The organism is Geothrix sp. (assembly GCF_020622065.1).
In the GTDB taxonomy this organism is placed as follows: Bacteria; Acidobacteriota; Holophagae; order Holophagales; family Holophagaceae; genus Geothrix.
Genome location: NZ_JAHRYQ010000002.1, coordinates 759049 through 771827, shown reverse-complemented (window position 1 = coordinate 771827; position 12779 = coordinate 759049). Strand labels below are relative to the sequence as shown.

The 12779-nt window shown below is 65.8% G+C and carries 15 protein-coding genes and 1 tRNA gene; 11 read left to right on the top strand and 5 right to left on the bottom strand.

The genetic code is table 11. The annotated features are described in order from the left end of the window. Positions 1–2 precede the first annotated feature (2 nt). The 3 genes from QZ647_RS13045 to QZ647_RS13035 are packed head-to-tail and all read right to left on the bottom strand — an operon-like array spanning position 3 to position 1901. Positions 3–839, bottom strand: a complete 837-nt coding sequence (locus QZ647_RS13045; protein WP_366526193.1) for a polyprenyl synthetase family protein — start codon at positions 837–839, stop codon at positions 3–5. Between the two features lie 44 nt (positions 840–883). Further along, positions 884–1123 carry an exodeoxyribonuclease VII small subunit gene (gene xseB, locus QZ647_RS13040; protein WP_291272578.1) on the bottom strand — a complete coding sequence of 80 codons (240 nt, stop codon included), beginning with the start codon at positions 1121–1123 and terminating at the stop codon, positions 884–886. 43 nt (positions 1124–1166) lie between these two features. Then, positions 1167–1901, bottom strand: a complete 735-nt coding sequence (locus tag QZ647_RS13035; protein WP_291272577.1) for a DUF4412 domain-containing protein — start codon at positions 1899–1901, stop codon at positions 1167–1169. A gap of 90 nt (positions 1902–1991) precedes the next feature. Between QZ647_RS13035 and QZ647_RS13030 the strand changes: the two genes are divergently transcribed. From QZ647_RS13030 to QZ647_RS12985, 10 genes are all read left to right on the top strand, one after another. After that, positions 1992–3362, top strand: coding sequence for a sigma-54 dependent transcriptional regulator (locus tag QZ647_RS13030; RefSeq protein ID WP_286354878.1), 1371 nt, complete (start codon positions 1992–1994; stop codon positions 3360–3362). Positions 3363–3526: 164 nt separating this feature from the next. After that, entirely contained in the window at positions 3527–4405 is an 879-nt protein-coding gene (locus QZ647_RS13025; protein ID WP_291272576.1) for a hypothetical protein, read from the top strand. Between the two features lie 93 nt (positions 4406–4498). Next, entirely contained in the window at positions 4499–5335 is an 837-nt protein-coding gene (gene deoC, locus QZ647_RS13020; RefSeq protein ID WP_291272575.1) for a deoxyribose-phosphate aldolase, read from the top strand. A gap of 45 nt (positions 5336–5380) precedes the next feature. Next, entirely contained in the window at positions 5381–5878 is a 498-nt protein-coding gene (locus QZ647_RS13015; RefSeq protein WP_286354881.1) for a roadblock/LC7 domain-containing protein, read from the top strand. Positions 5879–5892: 14 nt separating this feature from the next. Further along, positions 5893–6477 (top strand): GTPase domain-containing protein, encoded by a 585-nt coding sequence (locus QZ647_RS13010; RefSeq protein WP_291272574.1) that lies wholly within the window; start codon positions 5893–5895, stop codon positions 6475–6477. An 81-nt stretch (positions 6478–6558) separates the two neighbouring features. Then, positions 6559–6634: transfer RNA gene (locus tag QZ647_RS13005), tRNA-Asn, on the top strand. A 320-nt stretch (positions 6635–6954) separates the two neighbouring features. Next, complete coding sequence (locus tag QZ647_RS13000) at positions 6955–7275, top strand: hypothetical protein (protein WP_291272573.1); 321 nt, start codon at positions 6955–6957, stop codon at positions 7273–7275. Between the two features lie 16 nt (positions 7276–7291). Next, positions 7292–8167 carry a DUF692 domain-containing protein gene (locus QZ647_RS12995; RefSeq protein WP_291272572.1) on the top strand — a complete coding sequence of 292 codons (876 nt, stop codon included), beginning with the start codon at positions 7292–7294 and terminating at the stop codon, positions 8165–8167. Further along, the gene (locus QZ647_RS12990) at positions 8160–8960 is read left to right on the top strand and encodes a putative DNA-binding domain-containing protein (RefSeq protein ID WP_291272571.1); all 801 of its coding nucleotides are present in this window, start codon (positions 8160–8162) and stop codon (positions 8958–8960) included. The genes QZ647_RS12995 and QZ647_RS12990 overlap by 8 nt, the downstream gene beginning before the upstream one ends. Before the next feature lie 175 nt (positions 8961–9135). Then, a complete protein-coding gene (locus QZ647_RS12985) occupies positions 9136–9486 on the top strand; it encodes an FKBP-type peptidyl-prolyl cis-trans isomerase (protein ID WP_366526192.1) in 351 nt (116 codons plus the stop codon). A 60-nt stretch (positions 9487–9546) separates the two neighbouring features. Here QZ647_RS12985 and QZ647_RS12980 read toward each other — a convergent pair whose 3' ends face one another. Continuing rightward, complete coding sequence (locus QZ647_RS12980; RefSeq protein ID WP_291272569.1) at positions 9547–10128, bottom strand: DJ-1/PfpI family protein; 582 nt, start codon at positions 10126–10128, stop codon at positions 9547–9549. A 102-nt stretch (positions 10129–10230) separates the two neighbouring features. Beyond that, positions 10231–12057 (bottom strand): phosphomethylpyrimidine synthase ThiC, encoded by a 1827-nt coding sequence (thiC, locus tag QZ647_RS12975; RefSeq protein ID WP_366526191.1) that lies wholly within the window; start codon positions 12055–12057, stop codon positions 10231–10233. Between the two features lie 163 nt (positions 12058–12220). Here thiC and QZ647_RS12970 point away from each other — a divergent pair, with 163 nt between their 5' ends. Next, positions 12221–12745 (top strand): hypothetical protein, encoded by a 525-nt coding sequence (locus QZ647_RS12970; protein WP_286354897.1) that lies wholly within the window; start codon positions 12221–12223, stop codon positions 12743–12745. Positions 12746–12779: the final 34 nt, after the last annotated feature.

Below are 12779 nucleotides of genomic sequence, written 5' to 3'. Positions count from 1 at the left end.
CCCTACTTCGCCCGCTGGGCCAGATAGCGGGCCCAGGCTGCCAAGGAACTGCGATTGGGAAGGGAGGCTAGGTGACATAGGGCGGTCTCGGTGGCTTCACTCAGGGCGTTGCGGGCGCCGTCCAGGCCCAGGAGCGAAGGGTAGGTGATCTTACCCCTGCCCGCATCCTTTCCGGCGCGCTTGCCCAGATCCGCCTCGGTGGCGGTGGCATCCAGAATGTCGTCCTGGATCTGGAATGCCAGGCCGATGGCCTCGCCATAGGCCCGCAGGGCGGCCCGTTCCGCGGGGGCGGCGCCCCCGAGCACGGCGCCGATCTCCAGGGAGGTCCGCAGCAGGGCGCCGGTCTTCAGGCGGTGGATGAGGCGGAGGTGGTCCAGGTCATAGGTGGCGAGCGTTTCGCCCTCCAGGTCCAGGGCCTGCCCGCCAACCATGCCGCGCCAGCCTGCGCCCTCGGCCAGCAGCGCCAGGGCCTGGGCCCGACGGACGGGATCCAGCTCCGCGGCCGCCAGCACGCCGAAGGCCTCGGTCAGCAGGCCGTCGCCCGCCAGGATGGCGTGGCCCTCGCCATAGACCTTGTGGTTGGTGGGCCGGCCGCGGCGGAGGTCGTCGTCGTCCATGGCCGGCAGGTCGTCGTGGATCAGCGAGTAGGTGTGGATGTATTCGAGCGCCAGGGCGCCGGGCAGGGCTTGGGCCGCGGTGCCACCCACGGCCTCGGCGGCCAGCAGGCAGAGGATGGGGCGCACCCGCTTGCCACCGGCTTCCAGGCTGTAGCGCATGGCCTCGCCCAGGCGGGCGGCCTCGCCCTTCTGGAAGGGCTTGGTGAGGAGGGCGTCCAGCAGGGGCAGCAGGCGGTCCAGGTCGGCCTGGACCTGCGCGGCGGCGCTCACCGGGATTCCTTCGCGTCGTCCAGGGGATCGGCCCGGTATTCGCCGCCGAGGCCGGCCTTCAGGACCTCGACCCGGCGCTGGGCCTCGGACAGCTGCTTCTGCAGGGTCTGGCTCAGCTGCACGCCCTCCTCGAAGCGCGCGAGGGCGTCCTCGAGGCTGAGGCTGCCCGACTCCAGCTGTTGCACCAGGGCCTCCAGCCGGTCCAGGCCATCGTCGAAGGAGGGTTGGGCGCTCATGGGGTGTCCGAAGGAAGGGGCCCCGGAAGGGGCCCCGCCCAGTCTACCGCTTCCCCTTCAGGCTTTCCTTCATCTCCTTGCCGCCATCCTTCAGGGCGTAGCCGGCGGGCAGGGCCCAAGTGCTGTCGGGAATGGGCGTCGAGGCGATGGCGGTGGCCTCGGTGGTCACATCCATGCCCATGAGCCCAGTGATGCGGGTGCGCAGCGGCACGCCCTTGAGCTTGGCCGTCTCCTGATAGACGCGCTTGAAGAGCGCGCCCATGGGGCCGGGCGCCCGGTTCAGCATGGCCATGGATTTCGCATAGTCCTTGATTGGGAACTGGAGGGAGGGATCCACGCTGAGGTCCTCTACCATCTTCCCGAGGGTGATGCGCACCTTCTTGCAGGGGCGGCCCATGACCGTGTCGGGGCCAAGCTGCTCGACCTTCACCTCGGAGACATCGCCGAACATCATCTTCGTCACCATCTCCGGCATGCCGGCCATCTGGTCCTCCAGGGCCTGCATGGTCTCCTGCATGTCCTTGAAGGTGAACTTGGTGGTGACCTTCTTGCCGTGGTCGATGCTGTAGATGACCTCCTGGCCGTAGTCCACCAGGCTGTCGGTCTTCGACCCGGCGTGGTTCACGCGCATCCGGGTGGCGCTCAGGTACTGCACCTGGGAGCCATCTTTGGCGAGGGCGCCCTTGCCCGTGACCTGGGAGGTGATGGTGAGGTCGCCAGCGAGGAGTCCGGCTGCGGACAGAATCATCCCGAGGGCAAGCACCAGAAGCTTCGGCATGGGAATTCTCCGTGGAAGGGTGGCCCGAGCATACGCCCAGTCCCTGTTCGCGACCAGGGCAGTCTGGGATACCTTCAGAAGGGGGTACCCATGGCCCGTGTGCTCGTGGTGGACGACAGCAAGGAGACCTGCGAGTTCCTGGAGGAGCTCCTGGGCACCATGGGCTTGGAGGTCGCCAAGGCCACCCATCCCGACAAGGCCATTGACCTGCTGCACAAGGAGGCCTTCGACCTGCTGCTCTCCGACATCAACCTGGAGGCCAAGAAGGACGGCCTGGATCTCCTGCGGGAGGCCAAGCCCCTTGGGGTGGACACCATCCTGCTGTCGGGCTTCGGAACCCTGGAGACCGCCATCGAGGCCGTGCGCGAAGGGGCCTTCGACTTCCTGAGCAAGCCCTGGAACAACGAGGAGTTGAAGGCCCTGGTGTCGCGGGCCCTGGCCCGTCGCCAGTCCAGCGGCCAGGGCGCGGTCCAGAGCGCCTCGCCCAAGGGCAAGCGCAGCCTCATGATCGGCTCGAGCCCCAAGATGATGACGGTCTACAAGACCATCGCGAGCCTGCAGAACAGCCGCGCGACGGTGCTCATCACGGGAGAGAGCGGCACGGGCAAGGAACTGGTGGCCCGGAGCATCCACCTGTCCAGTGACCGGCGGGACCGGGCCTTCGTGGCGGTGAACTGCGGCGCCCTGACGGAAACCCTGCTGGAATCCGAGCTCTTCGGGCATGTGAAAGGCTCCTTCACCGGCGCCGTGGGGGAGAAGCCGGGCCTGTTCGAAGAAGCCTCGGGGGGGACCATCTTCCTGGATGAGATCGGAGAGACCAGCCCGAGCTTCCAGGTGCGGCTGCTCCGGGTGCTTCAGGAGCAGGAGATCCGCCGGGTGGGGGGCAACAAGACCATCAAGGTGGATTCCCGCGTCATCGCAGCCACCAACCGCGACCTCCAGCAGATGGTGAAGGCGGGAACTTTTCGCGAGGATCTCTACTACCGCCTCGGCGTGGTGGAACTGGCCGTGCCCCCCCTGCGGGAGCGCCGCGAGGACATCGGACCGCTGCTGGATCACTTTCTGGCGGAGTTCGGGCAGAAGGATCAGCAGGCCTATCAGCTGCACCCCGAGGCCCGGCGAGTGTTGGAGAGCTACTCCTGGCCCGGTAATGTGCGTGAACTCAGCAACGCCGTGGAGAACCTCACCCAGCTGAGCCGGGGCCGGGAGATCACCGTGGACGACCTGCCGGCCAAAATCCAGGCCGACGCGCTCAAGAAGGCCCTGCGCCGGCCGGAAACGGGCGAGGGAGTCCCCTCCCTGATCGAGGATTGGCCCTCTCTGGACGAGCTTGAGCGCCGATATATCCAGATCCTGGTTGGGAAGCACAAGGAAAAACAGCGCATTGCCGAGATTCTGGGGGTGGATCGGACCACCCTCTACCGCAAGCTCAAGAGCTACGGGCTTCACGAGGGCGAGTAGCGAACCGGTGACCGTCGCAGGCTGCCACGAGTTGCAGTTTGCAACAGGTTTGGGGGATTTTGTTGTTTGCTATTTATTGTTTTAGCTGTAGTTGTTGGTTGGCCCAAATGCTGCTTTCTTTCTGCCACTTCCGGCCGTGCCGGATCACCCCAGGGAGAACCCCCATGAAGAAGCTTGCTGCGCTGCTCGTCGCCGCCGCTCTGATCAGCCCCGTGTTCGCGGAAGAGGTCAAGAAGCCTGAAGCGAAGAAGGTCGAGACCAAGAAGGCCGAGAAGAAGGCCGAGAAGAAGGTCGAGCCCAAGAAGGAAGAGAAGAAGGCTCTGAACGCCGAAGAGAAGAAGGCTGAGCCCAAGAAGGCCGAGAAGAAGGCTGAGAAGAAGGCCGAGCCCAAGAAGGAAGAGAAGAAGGCCCTGAACGCCGAAGAGAAGAAGGCCGAGAAAAAGGCTGAGAAGAAGGCCGAGAAGAAGGCCGAGCCCAAGAAGGAAGAGAAGAAGGCTCTGAACGCCGAAGAGAAGAAGGCCGAGAAGAAGGCTGAGCCCAAGAAGGCCGAGAAGAAGGCCGAGCCCAAGAAGGAAGAGAAGAAGGCCATGACCGCCGAGGAGAAGAAGGCTGAGGCCGCTCCCAAGGCTGAGAAGAAGGCCAAGAAGCACGCCAAGAAGGCCGAGAAGAAGGCCGAGGCCGCTCCTGCCGCCGAGAAGAAGGCCATGACCGCCGAGGAGAAGAAGGCTGAGGCCGCTCCCAAGGCTGAGAAGAAGGCCAAGAAGGCTGCCAAGAAGGCCGAGAAGAAGGCTGAGGCTGCTCCCGCCGCCGAGAAGAAGGCCCTGACCGCCGAGGAGAAGAAGGCCGAGGCCGCTCCCAAGGCTGAGAAGAAGGCCAAGAAGCACGCCAAGAAGGCTGCCAAGAAGGCCGAGGCTGCTCCCGCCGCCGAGAAGAAGGCCCTGACCGCCGAGGAGAAGAAGGCTGAGGCCGCTCCCAAGGCTGAGAAGAAGGCTGCCAAGAAGGCCGAGAAGAAGGCTGAGAAGAAGGAAGAAGCCAAGAAGTAATCAGGCTTCCATTTGAACGACCGGAAAGCGGGCTTCGGCCCGCTTTCCGCGTACGGCTTTCCCGCACTCGACGCAGCGGCCATGATGGAAGGCATGATCGATCCCCTCCTCGACCTCACCGCTGAACTCCGGGCCCGCCTGCAGCCCCTGGCGGGTGATGCCAGGCCCCAGCTCTTGGGCTGCGTGGAAGAGATGTGCCTTTTCCGCGATGGTTCGGGTCAGCACCACCGGGTGGCCGCCCAGGTGGCCCCTCCCGCCGGGCCCTGGGACCTGTCGCCCCTCATCGACCACACCCTCCTGAAGGCGGACGCCACGGGAGCTCAGGTGGAGGTCCTCTGCGCGGAAGCCCGGAAGCATGGCTTCGCCTCGGTCTGCGTGAACCCCCTGTGGGTGCCCCTGGCCGCCTCCCTGTTGAAGGGCAGCGCCGTCCGGACCTGCACCGTGGTCGGCTTCCCCCTGGGGGCTTCGGCCCTCCGGGCCAAGGCCCGGGAGGCCGAGCAGGCCCTGCACGACGGGGCCCAGGAGGTGGACATGGTGCTGGCCATCGGCGCGGCCAAGGGCGGCGACTGGGATACCGTGCGCCGGGATCTGGAAGGCCTGAGGGCCTCGGTTCCGGCCCCCGCGGTCCTGAAGGTGATCCTCGAAACCTGCCTGCTCTCCGAGGAGGAGAAGACGCGGGCCTGCACCTTGGCGCTGGAGGCCGGTCTCGACTTCGTGAAGACCTCCACGGGGTTCTCCACCGGTGGGGCCACCGAGGCCGATGTGGCACTCATGCGGCGCACCGTGGGCACCGGCATGGGCGTGAAGGCTTCCGGCGGGATCCGCACCTACGAGGGCGCCCTGCGCATGGTCCTGGCTGGCGCCACGCGTCTGGGCCTGTCCGCCTCCGTGGCCGTGGTTCAGGGCGAGGTCGGGTCGGGGTCCTACTGAAATAAAGTGCGGTATCCTCCAGGAAGCAGTCCCCCGGAGGTTGTTGTGGCCAAGCTGGATCTCATCATGTTTGAGGAGGAGTACAAACTCCTCCAGGAGATCATCGGCCGCCTCCAGAAAGATGCTTCCGCCAAGGTGGTGTTCCTGGTGGACAAGAACGGCCAGCAGATTGCGGCGGCAGGGGATGTGAAGAGCATCGATGCCACCAGTCTCGCGTCCCTGACCGCCGGCAATGTGGCGGCCACCGACGGCCTGGCCAAGCTCATCGGGGAGAAGGAATTCAGCCTGCTCTTCCACGAAGGGGAGAAGGACAACCTGCACATCTCCATCGTGGGCAAGCGCGGGATCCTGGTGGTGATCTTCGATCAGAACTCCAGCCTCGCCCTGGTGCGCCTGCGGGTGAAGAAGGCCAGCAAGGAGCTCCAGGAGATCTTCGATCAGGTGGAGCAGCGGGCGCAGAAGGAATCCGACAACGGGGGTCGCTTCGAGAGCCCCTTCTCGGAGATCACGGATGAAGACATCGATCGCCTGTTCGGCGACTGAGGCCGGGCGGCGACATGACCTTCATCAACTACGCGTCGCGCGAGATCAACTGCAAGATCGTCTATTACGGTCCCGGGCTCTGTGGGAAGACGACGAACATCCAGTGGATCTACGAGCAGGCGAACCCGGACAAGCGCGGCAAGCTGGTCAGCCTCGCCACTGAGACCGACCGGACCCTGTTCTTCGATTTCCTGCCCCTCGACATGGGCATGGTCAAGGGCTTCAAGGTCCGTTTCCATCTCTACACCGTGCCCGGTCAGGTCTTCTACGACGCCAGCCGCAAGCTCATTCTTCGTGGCTGCGACGGCATCATCTTCGTGGCCGACAGCCAGAAGGCGCGGATGGAGGCCAACATCGAGTCCATCGCGAATCTGGCCACGAACCTGAAGGAGAACGGCTTCGACATCCGGTCAATTCCGTATGTCCTCCAGCTGAACAAGCGCGACATGCCTTCCGCCGCGGCGGTGTCCGAGATGGAACGGCTGCTCCGGTTCCGCGGCGAGCCCATGATCGAGGCCGTAGCCAGCAAGGGCACCGGCGTCATCGAGACCCTCAAGGCGGCCGCCCGCCAGATCCTCATGGAACTGCAGCGGAATTAGCCCGGCGCGACGCGGATCACAGGTCCCGCAGCCCCACGCTTGAATCTCCGCCCACCTCCGGTAGAATGGACCCTTGCCCTTTCCGGAGTAGCTCAGGGGTCAGAGCGGGTGACTGTTAATCACTAGGTCGGGGGTTCAAATCCCTCCTCCGGAGCCAAAACAAGAAGAGGTCCCGCGGGACCTCTTCTTGTTTTGATTGGGGCCTTGAGACTTGAACGCCCGAGTGGTTGTCAGCCATGGGTTCAAATCCTCCCCACGACAATAAAAAGCCGATCGAGGTCCCGGGGTGCGAATCCCCTACGGTTTTTTGAGACGGAATCCAAAAAAAGCGTCACGCCAAAGCGGGACGCTGCACCCCACTGGCTGACGACCTGACCACCCTGTGTTCCCGCCCGATCGTCGGGCCGGACGGGTCATGTCCGATGATCGGGGCTGCCCTGCGGCCCCTGGCGCGGCCTTGGCCGCCAGGAGGATTCCATGATCACGAAACTCGTCGGTGTCGCCACGCTCTTCGCCGCCGGCTCCCTGATGGCGGGCGGGTCCACCACCCTTGGCGCCACTCCCGTCGGCTCCTTTGGGGCGGACGCGGCCCTGACCCAGGCTGGGGACTGCGGCTCGAAGGACCCGAAGGAGGGCGAGAAGGCTCCCGCGAAGGCCAAGGAGGCCAAGGGAGCCAAGGGCGCCAAGGACAAGGCCAAGGAGGGGGGCTGTGGAGGGGGCGGCGGCTGCGGCAGCCAGGATATGAAGAAGGACAAGAAGGACAAGAAAGAAGGCAGCTGCGGCAAGGAAAAGAAGTAAGCCACGCGGGGATTCCATGACGCAGGACGGGCTCGGCGGCTTTGGCCGGTTCGCGGGTGTGGGCCTGGGCCTCCGCCGCCCCCATCTGGAGGCGGTGGCAGCCCTGGCGGAGCATGGCGTGCCCTTCTGGGAGACCTGCCCCGAGAATGTGATCGGGGATGGCGGCCGACCCCACCGGGACGCGTGCGCCATCCTCGACCGGGACCCGGTTCTCACCCATGGCCTGGCCATCTCCCTGGGCGGTTTCGATCCCTGGGATGAGGTTTATTTGCAGGAGCTGGGGCGCTTCCTGGTCCGCACGGAAACGCCCTGGCACTCCGAGCACCTCTGCTTCACGAGCGTGGACGGCAGCTGCCTTCATGAGCTGCTGCCGATCCCCTTCACGCGGGAGGCCGTCCGGCACACGGTGGCGCGGGCCCGGGATCTCCAGGCCCGACTGCCGGTGCCGCTCCTGCTGGAGAACATCACCTACTATGCCGAGCTGGGTCGGGCCGAGATGGACGAGGCGACCTTCATCACGGAGGTGCTGGAGGGGGCGGATGTGGGCTGGCTGCTGGATGTGAACAATGTCTATGTCAACGCCCTCAACTTCGGCTTCGATCCCAAGGCCTGGCTGGCGCGCATGCCCCTGGACCGCGTGGCGCAGCTGCACATCGCAGGGCACAAGCGCTTCGGGACGCTCACGGTCGATACCCACGGGGCGGCGGTCATCGACCCGGTGATCGAGCTGATGCAGTGGGCCCTCGCGCGCCTCGGGCGCCCCGTGCCCGTGCTGCTCGAGCGCGACAACCACATCCCGGCCCTGGAAGAGCTGCTCCTGGAGCGAGACCGCATCCAGGTGGCCTATGACCAGGTGCTGGCGGCGCCCGCGCGGGAGACGGATCATGGCTGAAACCCTTGCCGGGGCCGAGCCCCGCACCCTCATCCTGCAGCGGGCTCTGGCGGGGCTGGTGCTCGACGCGGAGGGCGAGGCCTTCGAGGGGGATGCCGTGGGTTTTGCCCAGCGACGAGGGCTGGGGGAACCGGACCAGCAGGCTTTTCTGGCGTTCCGCGAGGGCCTGTCGGCCTATCGGGAGCTGGCCCGCCTCAGCCTCGTGGATCCCATCGAGACCATGTTCCCGATCACCCGGGCGCTGCTGGAGCGGGAGGGGGTCTGGGAGGCCTGCCTCCAGGCGTTCCTGGAGGCCCGCTGCGTTCGGAGCTCCCACTACCGTGACATCGCGCCCGCCTTTCTGGGCTGGTTGGTGGAAAGCGCGTGGGGGCGGAGCCGGTGGCCCTTCCTGCCGGAACTGGCCCACGCCGAAATCCTGGAAGTGCTGGTGAGCCGGTTTCCCGAGGCGGAGCTGCCTGCGGACCTGCGACCCGAGCCCCGGGTGGGAGATCGCATCGTCCTCCACCCCGCGACCCAGGTGGTGGCCTACGGGCATGCCGTCCACCGGGTGAGCGAAGACGGGCCCGTGCCCGAGGCAAGACCCACACACCTGCTGGCGTTCCCGGATCGGGAAGGGGCCTTCCAGCTGCTTGAGCTGACGCCCGCCACGGCGGCGCTGCTGGTCCGGGCCCAGTCGGCGCCGCTGGCCGAGGCCGCACGGGAACTCGGCGTGTCGGACCTTCCGGCCCTGTGGGTGTTGCTACAGGATCTCCAGGTTCGGGGCGCCATTGCCGGATTCCAGGCCTTCTCCTGACCCACGGGGTGCCCCGCACGCGCCCTTGGCGTAGACTCGAAAGCCTGGAGGCATCATGAATCGCAGATCCCTCGCCTTGGCCGCGCTCGTGCTGGTGGGGCCCCTTGCCGCCCAGAAAGCGTCAGAAAAGCCGAGTCCGAAACCGACCAAGACCTCCAAAGCGAAGGCGCCCGCCATGATCACGACCGCCACCGGCCTGCAGTATCTCGATGTCCAGGTGGGCACTGGACCGGCTCCCGTGCGCGGCCAGCGCTGCCTCGTCCACTACACGGGCTGGCTGTCGGACAAGGGCCAGAAGGGGAAGAAGTTCGACAGCTCCCTGGATCGTGGTAAGCCCCTGGTTATCCCCATCGGCGTGGGCCGCGTCATCAAGGGCTGGGACGAGGGGCTGATGAGCATGAAGGTGGGCGGGAAGCGCACCCTGCACATCCCGGCGCATCTGGGCTACGGCGTCCGCGGCGCCGGCGGCGACATTCCGCCCAACGCCGACCTGATCTTCGAGGTGGAACTGCTGGGCGTCGAGTAAGCCGTTCCATGGGCGAAGCGGCCCCGCTGGATGGCGGGGCCGCTTCGTCTGTACCGTGGTCTATAGCGTGATGCGGGTTCCGAGCACCTGCAGGAACTGGGCGAGCCAGGCGGGATGGGCGGGCCAGGCCGGCGCAGTGACGAGGTTGCCATCGGTGACGGCGCCATCGATGGCGATGTCGGCGTACTTGCCTTTGGCGATCTCCACCTCGGCGCGGCAGGCGGGGTAGGCCGAGCAGGTGCGCCCCTCCAGCACGCCTGCAGCCGACAGGATCTGGGCGCCATGACAGATGGCCGCCACGGGCTTCTTTGCGGTGAAGAAGTGGCGCACGATCTCCAGCACCTTCGGGTTGAGGCGCAGGTACTCGGGTGCACGACCGCCGGGCACCACCAGGGCGTCGTACTGGTCCGGCTTGATGTCCGCAAAGGTGGCGTTGAGGGCGAAGCGGTGGCCGGGCTTCTCGGAGTAGGTCTGGTGGCCTTCGAAGTCGTGGATGGCCGTGGCGACGGACTCGCCAGCCTTCTTGTCAGGGCAGACCGCGTGGACCGTGTGCCCCACGGCCAGCAGGGCCTGGAAGGGCACCATGATTTCGTAGTCCTCTCCGAAATCGCCCACGAGCATGAGGATCTTCTTTGCAGCCATGACGGCCTCCTTGGGGTGGTGAGAACGCTCCGATGATACGCGCACGCCTTTGAAAAAGCCCCGCCAGCGGCGGGGCTTTTTCGTAACACCTGGCGGCGGGGATCAGGCCTTCTGATAGACCTCGGCACCCTTCTGCACGAAGGTCTCGGCCATCTCCTCCATGCCCTTCTTCAGGGCCTCCTCCTCGTTGTAGCCGTGGCTCTCGGCGTACTGCCGCACATCGTCCGAGATCTTCATGGAGCAGAAGTGGGGCCCGCACATGGAGCAGAAGTGCGCGGATTTGGCGCCCTCGGCGGGCAGGGTCTCGTCGTGGAACTCGCGGGCGGTATCGGGGTCGAGCGCCAGGTTGAACTGGTCCTCCCAGCGGAACTCGAAGCGGGCCTTGCTCATGGCGTCGTCCCAGATGCGGGCGCCGGGGTGGCCCTTGGCGAGGTCGGCGGCATGGGCGGCGATCTTGTAGGCGATGACGCCGTCTTTCACATCCTTCTTGTTGGGCAGGCCCAGGTGTTCCTTGGGGGTGACATAGCACAGCATGGCGCAGCCCCACCAGCCGATCATGGCGGCACCTATGGCCGAGGTGATGTGGTCGTAGCCCGGGGCCACATCCGTGGTGAGGGGCCCCAGGGTGTAGAAGGGCGCCTCGTCACAGACTTCCAGCTGCTTGGTCATGTTCTCTTGGATCAGGTGCATGGGCACATGGCCGGGGCCCTCGATCATCACCTGGACATCGTGCTTCCAGGCGATCTTGGTGAGTTCGCCCAGGGTTTCCAGCTCACCGAACTGGGCCTCGTCGTTGGCGTCGGCGGTGCTGCCGGGACGCAGGCCGTCGCCCAGGGAGAAGGCCACATCGTAGGCCTTCATGATCTCGCAGATGTCCTCGAAGTGCGTGTAGAGGAAGTTCTCCCGGTGGTGGGCCAGGCACCACTTGGCCATGATGCTGCCGCCTCTGGAGACGATGCCCGTGACGCGCTTGGCGGTGAGCGGCACATAGCGCAGCAGCACGCCGGCATGGATGGTGAAGTAGTCCACGCCCTGCTCGGCCTGCTCGATGAGCGTGTCGCGGAAGATCTCCCAGGTGAGGTCCTCGGCCTTGCCGTTCACCTTCTCGAGCGCCTGGTAGATGGGCACGGTGCCGATGGGCACGGGGCTGTTGCGCAGGATCCACTCGCGGGTCTCGTGGATGTTCTTGCCGGTGCTGAGGTCCATCACCGTGTCGGCGCCCCAGCGGATGGACCAGGCCATCTTCTCGACTTCTTCTTCAATGCTGGATGCCACGGCAGAGTTGCCGATGTTGGCGTTGATCTTCACCAGGAAGTTCCGGCCGATGATCATGGGCTCGGTTTCAGGATGATTGATGTTGGCGGGGATGATGGCGCGGCCCCGGGCCACCTCGTCGCGTACGAACTCAGGCGTGATGCGGCTCTTGAGGCCCGCAGCCTCGCGGCCCAGGTTCTCGCGGATGGCGATGAACTCCATCTCGGGCGTGACGATCCCCTGCTTCGCATAGTGCATCTGGGAGACATTGCGGCCGGCCTTGGCGCGCAGGGGCTTGCGGTCGGCGTGGAAGCGGATGGCGTCCAGCTCCTTGTCGCGCTCGCGGAGCTTGCGGTAGAGGCTGGTGGCGCCCGGCAGCTCCTCCACATCGCCCCGGCCCAGGATCCAGTCCTGCCGGAGGGGCTTCAGGCCTTTCGCCACATCGATGGTGACGGTGGGGTCGGTGTAGGGGCCGGAGGTGTCGTAGAGCACCACCGGCTCGTTCTCGGTGAGCTGGTCCTTGAAGTCACGGGTGGGGTGCAGCTGGATCTGGCGGAGGGGAACCTGGACGCCGGGCAGGGTGCCGGCCACATGGATCTTCTTCGAGGCGGGGAAGGGCTTCAGGCAGGCCGCCAGGGCCGTGCCGTCCATGGGGACGGCCCGGGGATCGGCCATGGGGTCGGGCGCGGAATTCGACTGCATGGTCATGGAAACTCCAGACTTGAGAAAATCGGGCCGGAATTGATCCCCGAATTAGAAAGTTTATCGCGGGGGGGCTGGAGCGACGAATTCAAAGATTTGAGGGACCCGGCCGATAGGACAATCACGGAGTCCGCCCATGCAGGACAAACCCAAGGAAAATCAGGCCATTCCCGATCAGCTCATGCAGATCCTCCAAGAGCAGGAGGGCGGGGCGGACCGGGTGCTTGGCCAGATCGAAGTGGTCCAGCACAGCTTCGAGGAGATCCAGGCCCTGGCCCGGGACTGCCAGGAGGTCCTGCGGGGCCTGATGCCGCCCTCGGAAGAGCTGGCCTCCCTCACGGCCAAGCTGGAGGCCATCGGGTTCCACGCGGACAACGGCGCCTACAACATCCAGGGCGCCTTCGACCTGTACCAGTACCAGGATGTGGTGCGGCAGAAGCTGGAGCGCGTGGGGCGCAGCCTCATTGAGGTCTCACACTATGTCCTGTCCCGCCTCCAGCCCACCGAGGACCATGTGCCCAAGATGGCCCCGGCCGGCCGCGACATCCTGCATCGGGAGCCCCAGATGGCCGACATGACCAAGGCCGATGCCGATTCGGTGGTGGCCGAGTTCTTCGCCAAGGCCATGAAGGAGAAAGCGGCCAAGAAGCAGGAGGGCTGATCCTGGACGGATGCGCGATAATCGATTCCCCGGA

Bases quoted from the DNA above. Each gene is read 5' to 3' on its own strand.
- xseB (WP_291272578.1), bottom strand. From the start codon at position 1,123: ATGAGCGCCCAACCCTCCTTCGACGATGGCCTGGACCGGCTGGAGGCC.
- QZ647_RS13035 (WP_291272577.1), bottom strand. From the start codon at position 1,901: ATGCCGAAGCTTCTGGTGCTTGCCCTCGGGATGATTCTGTCCGCAGCC.
- QZ647_RS13030 (WP_286354878.1), top strand. From the start codon at position 1,992: ATGGCCCGTGTGCTCGTGGTGGACGACAGCAAGGAGACCTGCGAGTTC.
- QZ647_RS13025 (WP_291272576.1), top strand. From the start codon at position 3,527: ATGAAGAAGCTTGCTGCGCTGCTCGTCGCCGCCGCTCTGATCAGCCCC.
- deoC (WP_291272575.1), top strand. From the start codon at position 4,499: ATGATCGATCCCCTCCTCGACCTCACCGCTGAACTCCGGGCCCGCCTG.
- QZ647_RS13010 (WP_291272574.1), top strand. From the start codon at position 5,893: ATGACCTTCATCAACTACGCGTCGCGCGAGATCAACTGCAAGATCGTC.
- QZ647_RS13000 (WP_291272573.1), top strand. From the start codon at position 6,955: ATGATCACGAAACTCGTCGGTGTCGCCACGCTCTTCGCCGCCGGCTCC.
- QZ647_RS12995 (WP_291272572.1), top strand. From the start codon at position 7,292: ATGACGCAGGACGGGCTCGGCGGCTTTGGCCGGTTCGCGGGTGTGGGC.
- QZ647_RS12990 (WP_291272571.1), top strand. From the start codon at position 8,160: ATGGCTGAAACCCTTGCCGGGGCCGAGCCCCGCACCCTCATCCTGCAG.
- QZ647_RS12985 (WP_366526192.1), top strand. From the start codon at position 9,136: ATGATCACGACCGCCACCGGCCTGCAGTATCTCGATGTCCAGGTGGGC.
- QZ647_RS12980 (WP_291272569.1), bottom strand. From the start codon at position 10,128: ATGGCTGCAAAGAAGATCCTCATGCTCGTGGGCGATTTCGGAGAGGAC.
- thiC (WP_366526191.1), bottom strand. From the start codon at position 12,057: ATGGCCGATCCCCGGGCCGTCCCCATGGACGGCACGGCCCTGGCGGCC.
- QZ647_RS12970 (WP_286354897.1), top strand. From the start codon at position 12,221: ATGCAGGACAAACCCAAGGAAAATCAGGCCATTCCCGATCAGCTCATG.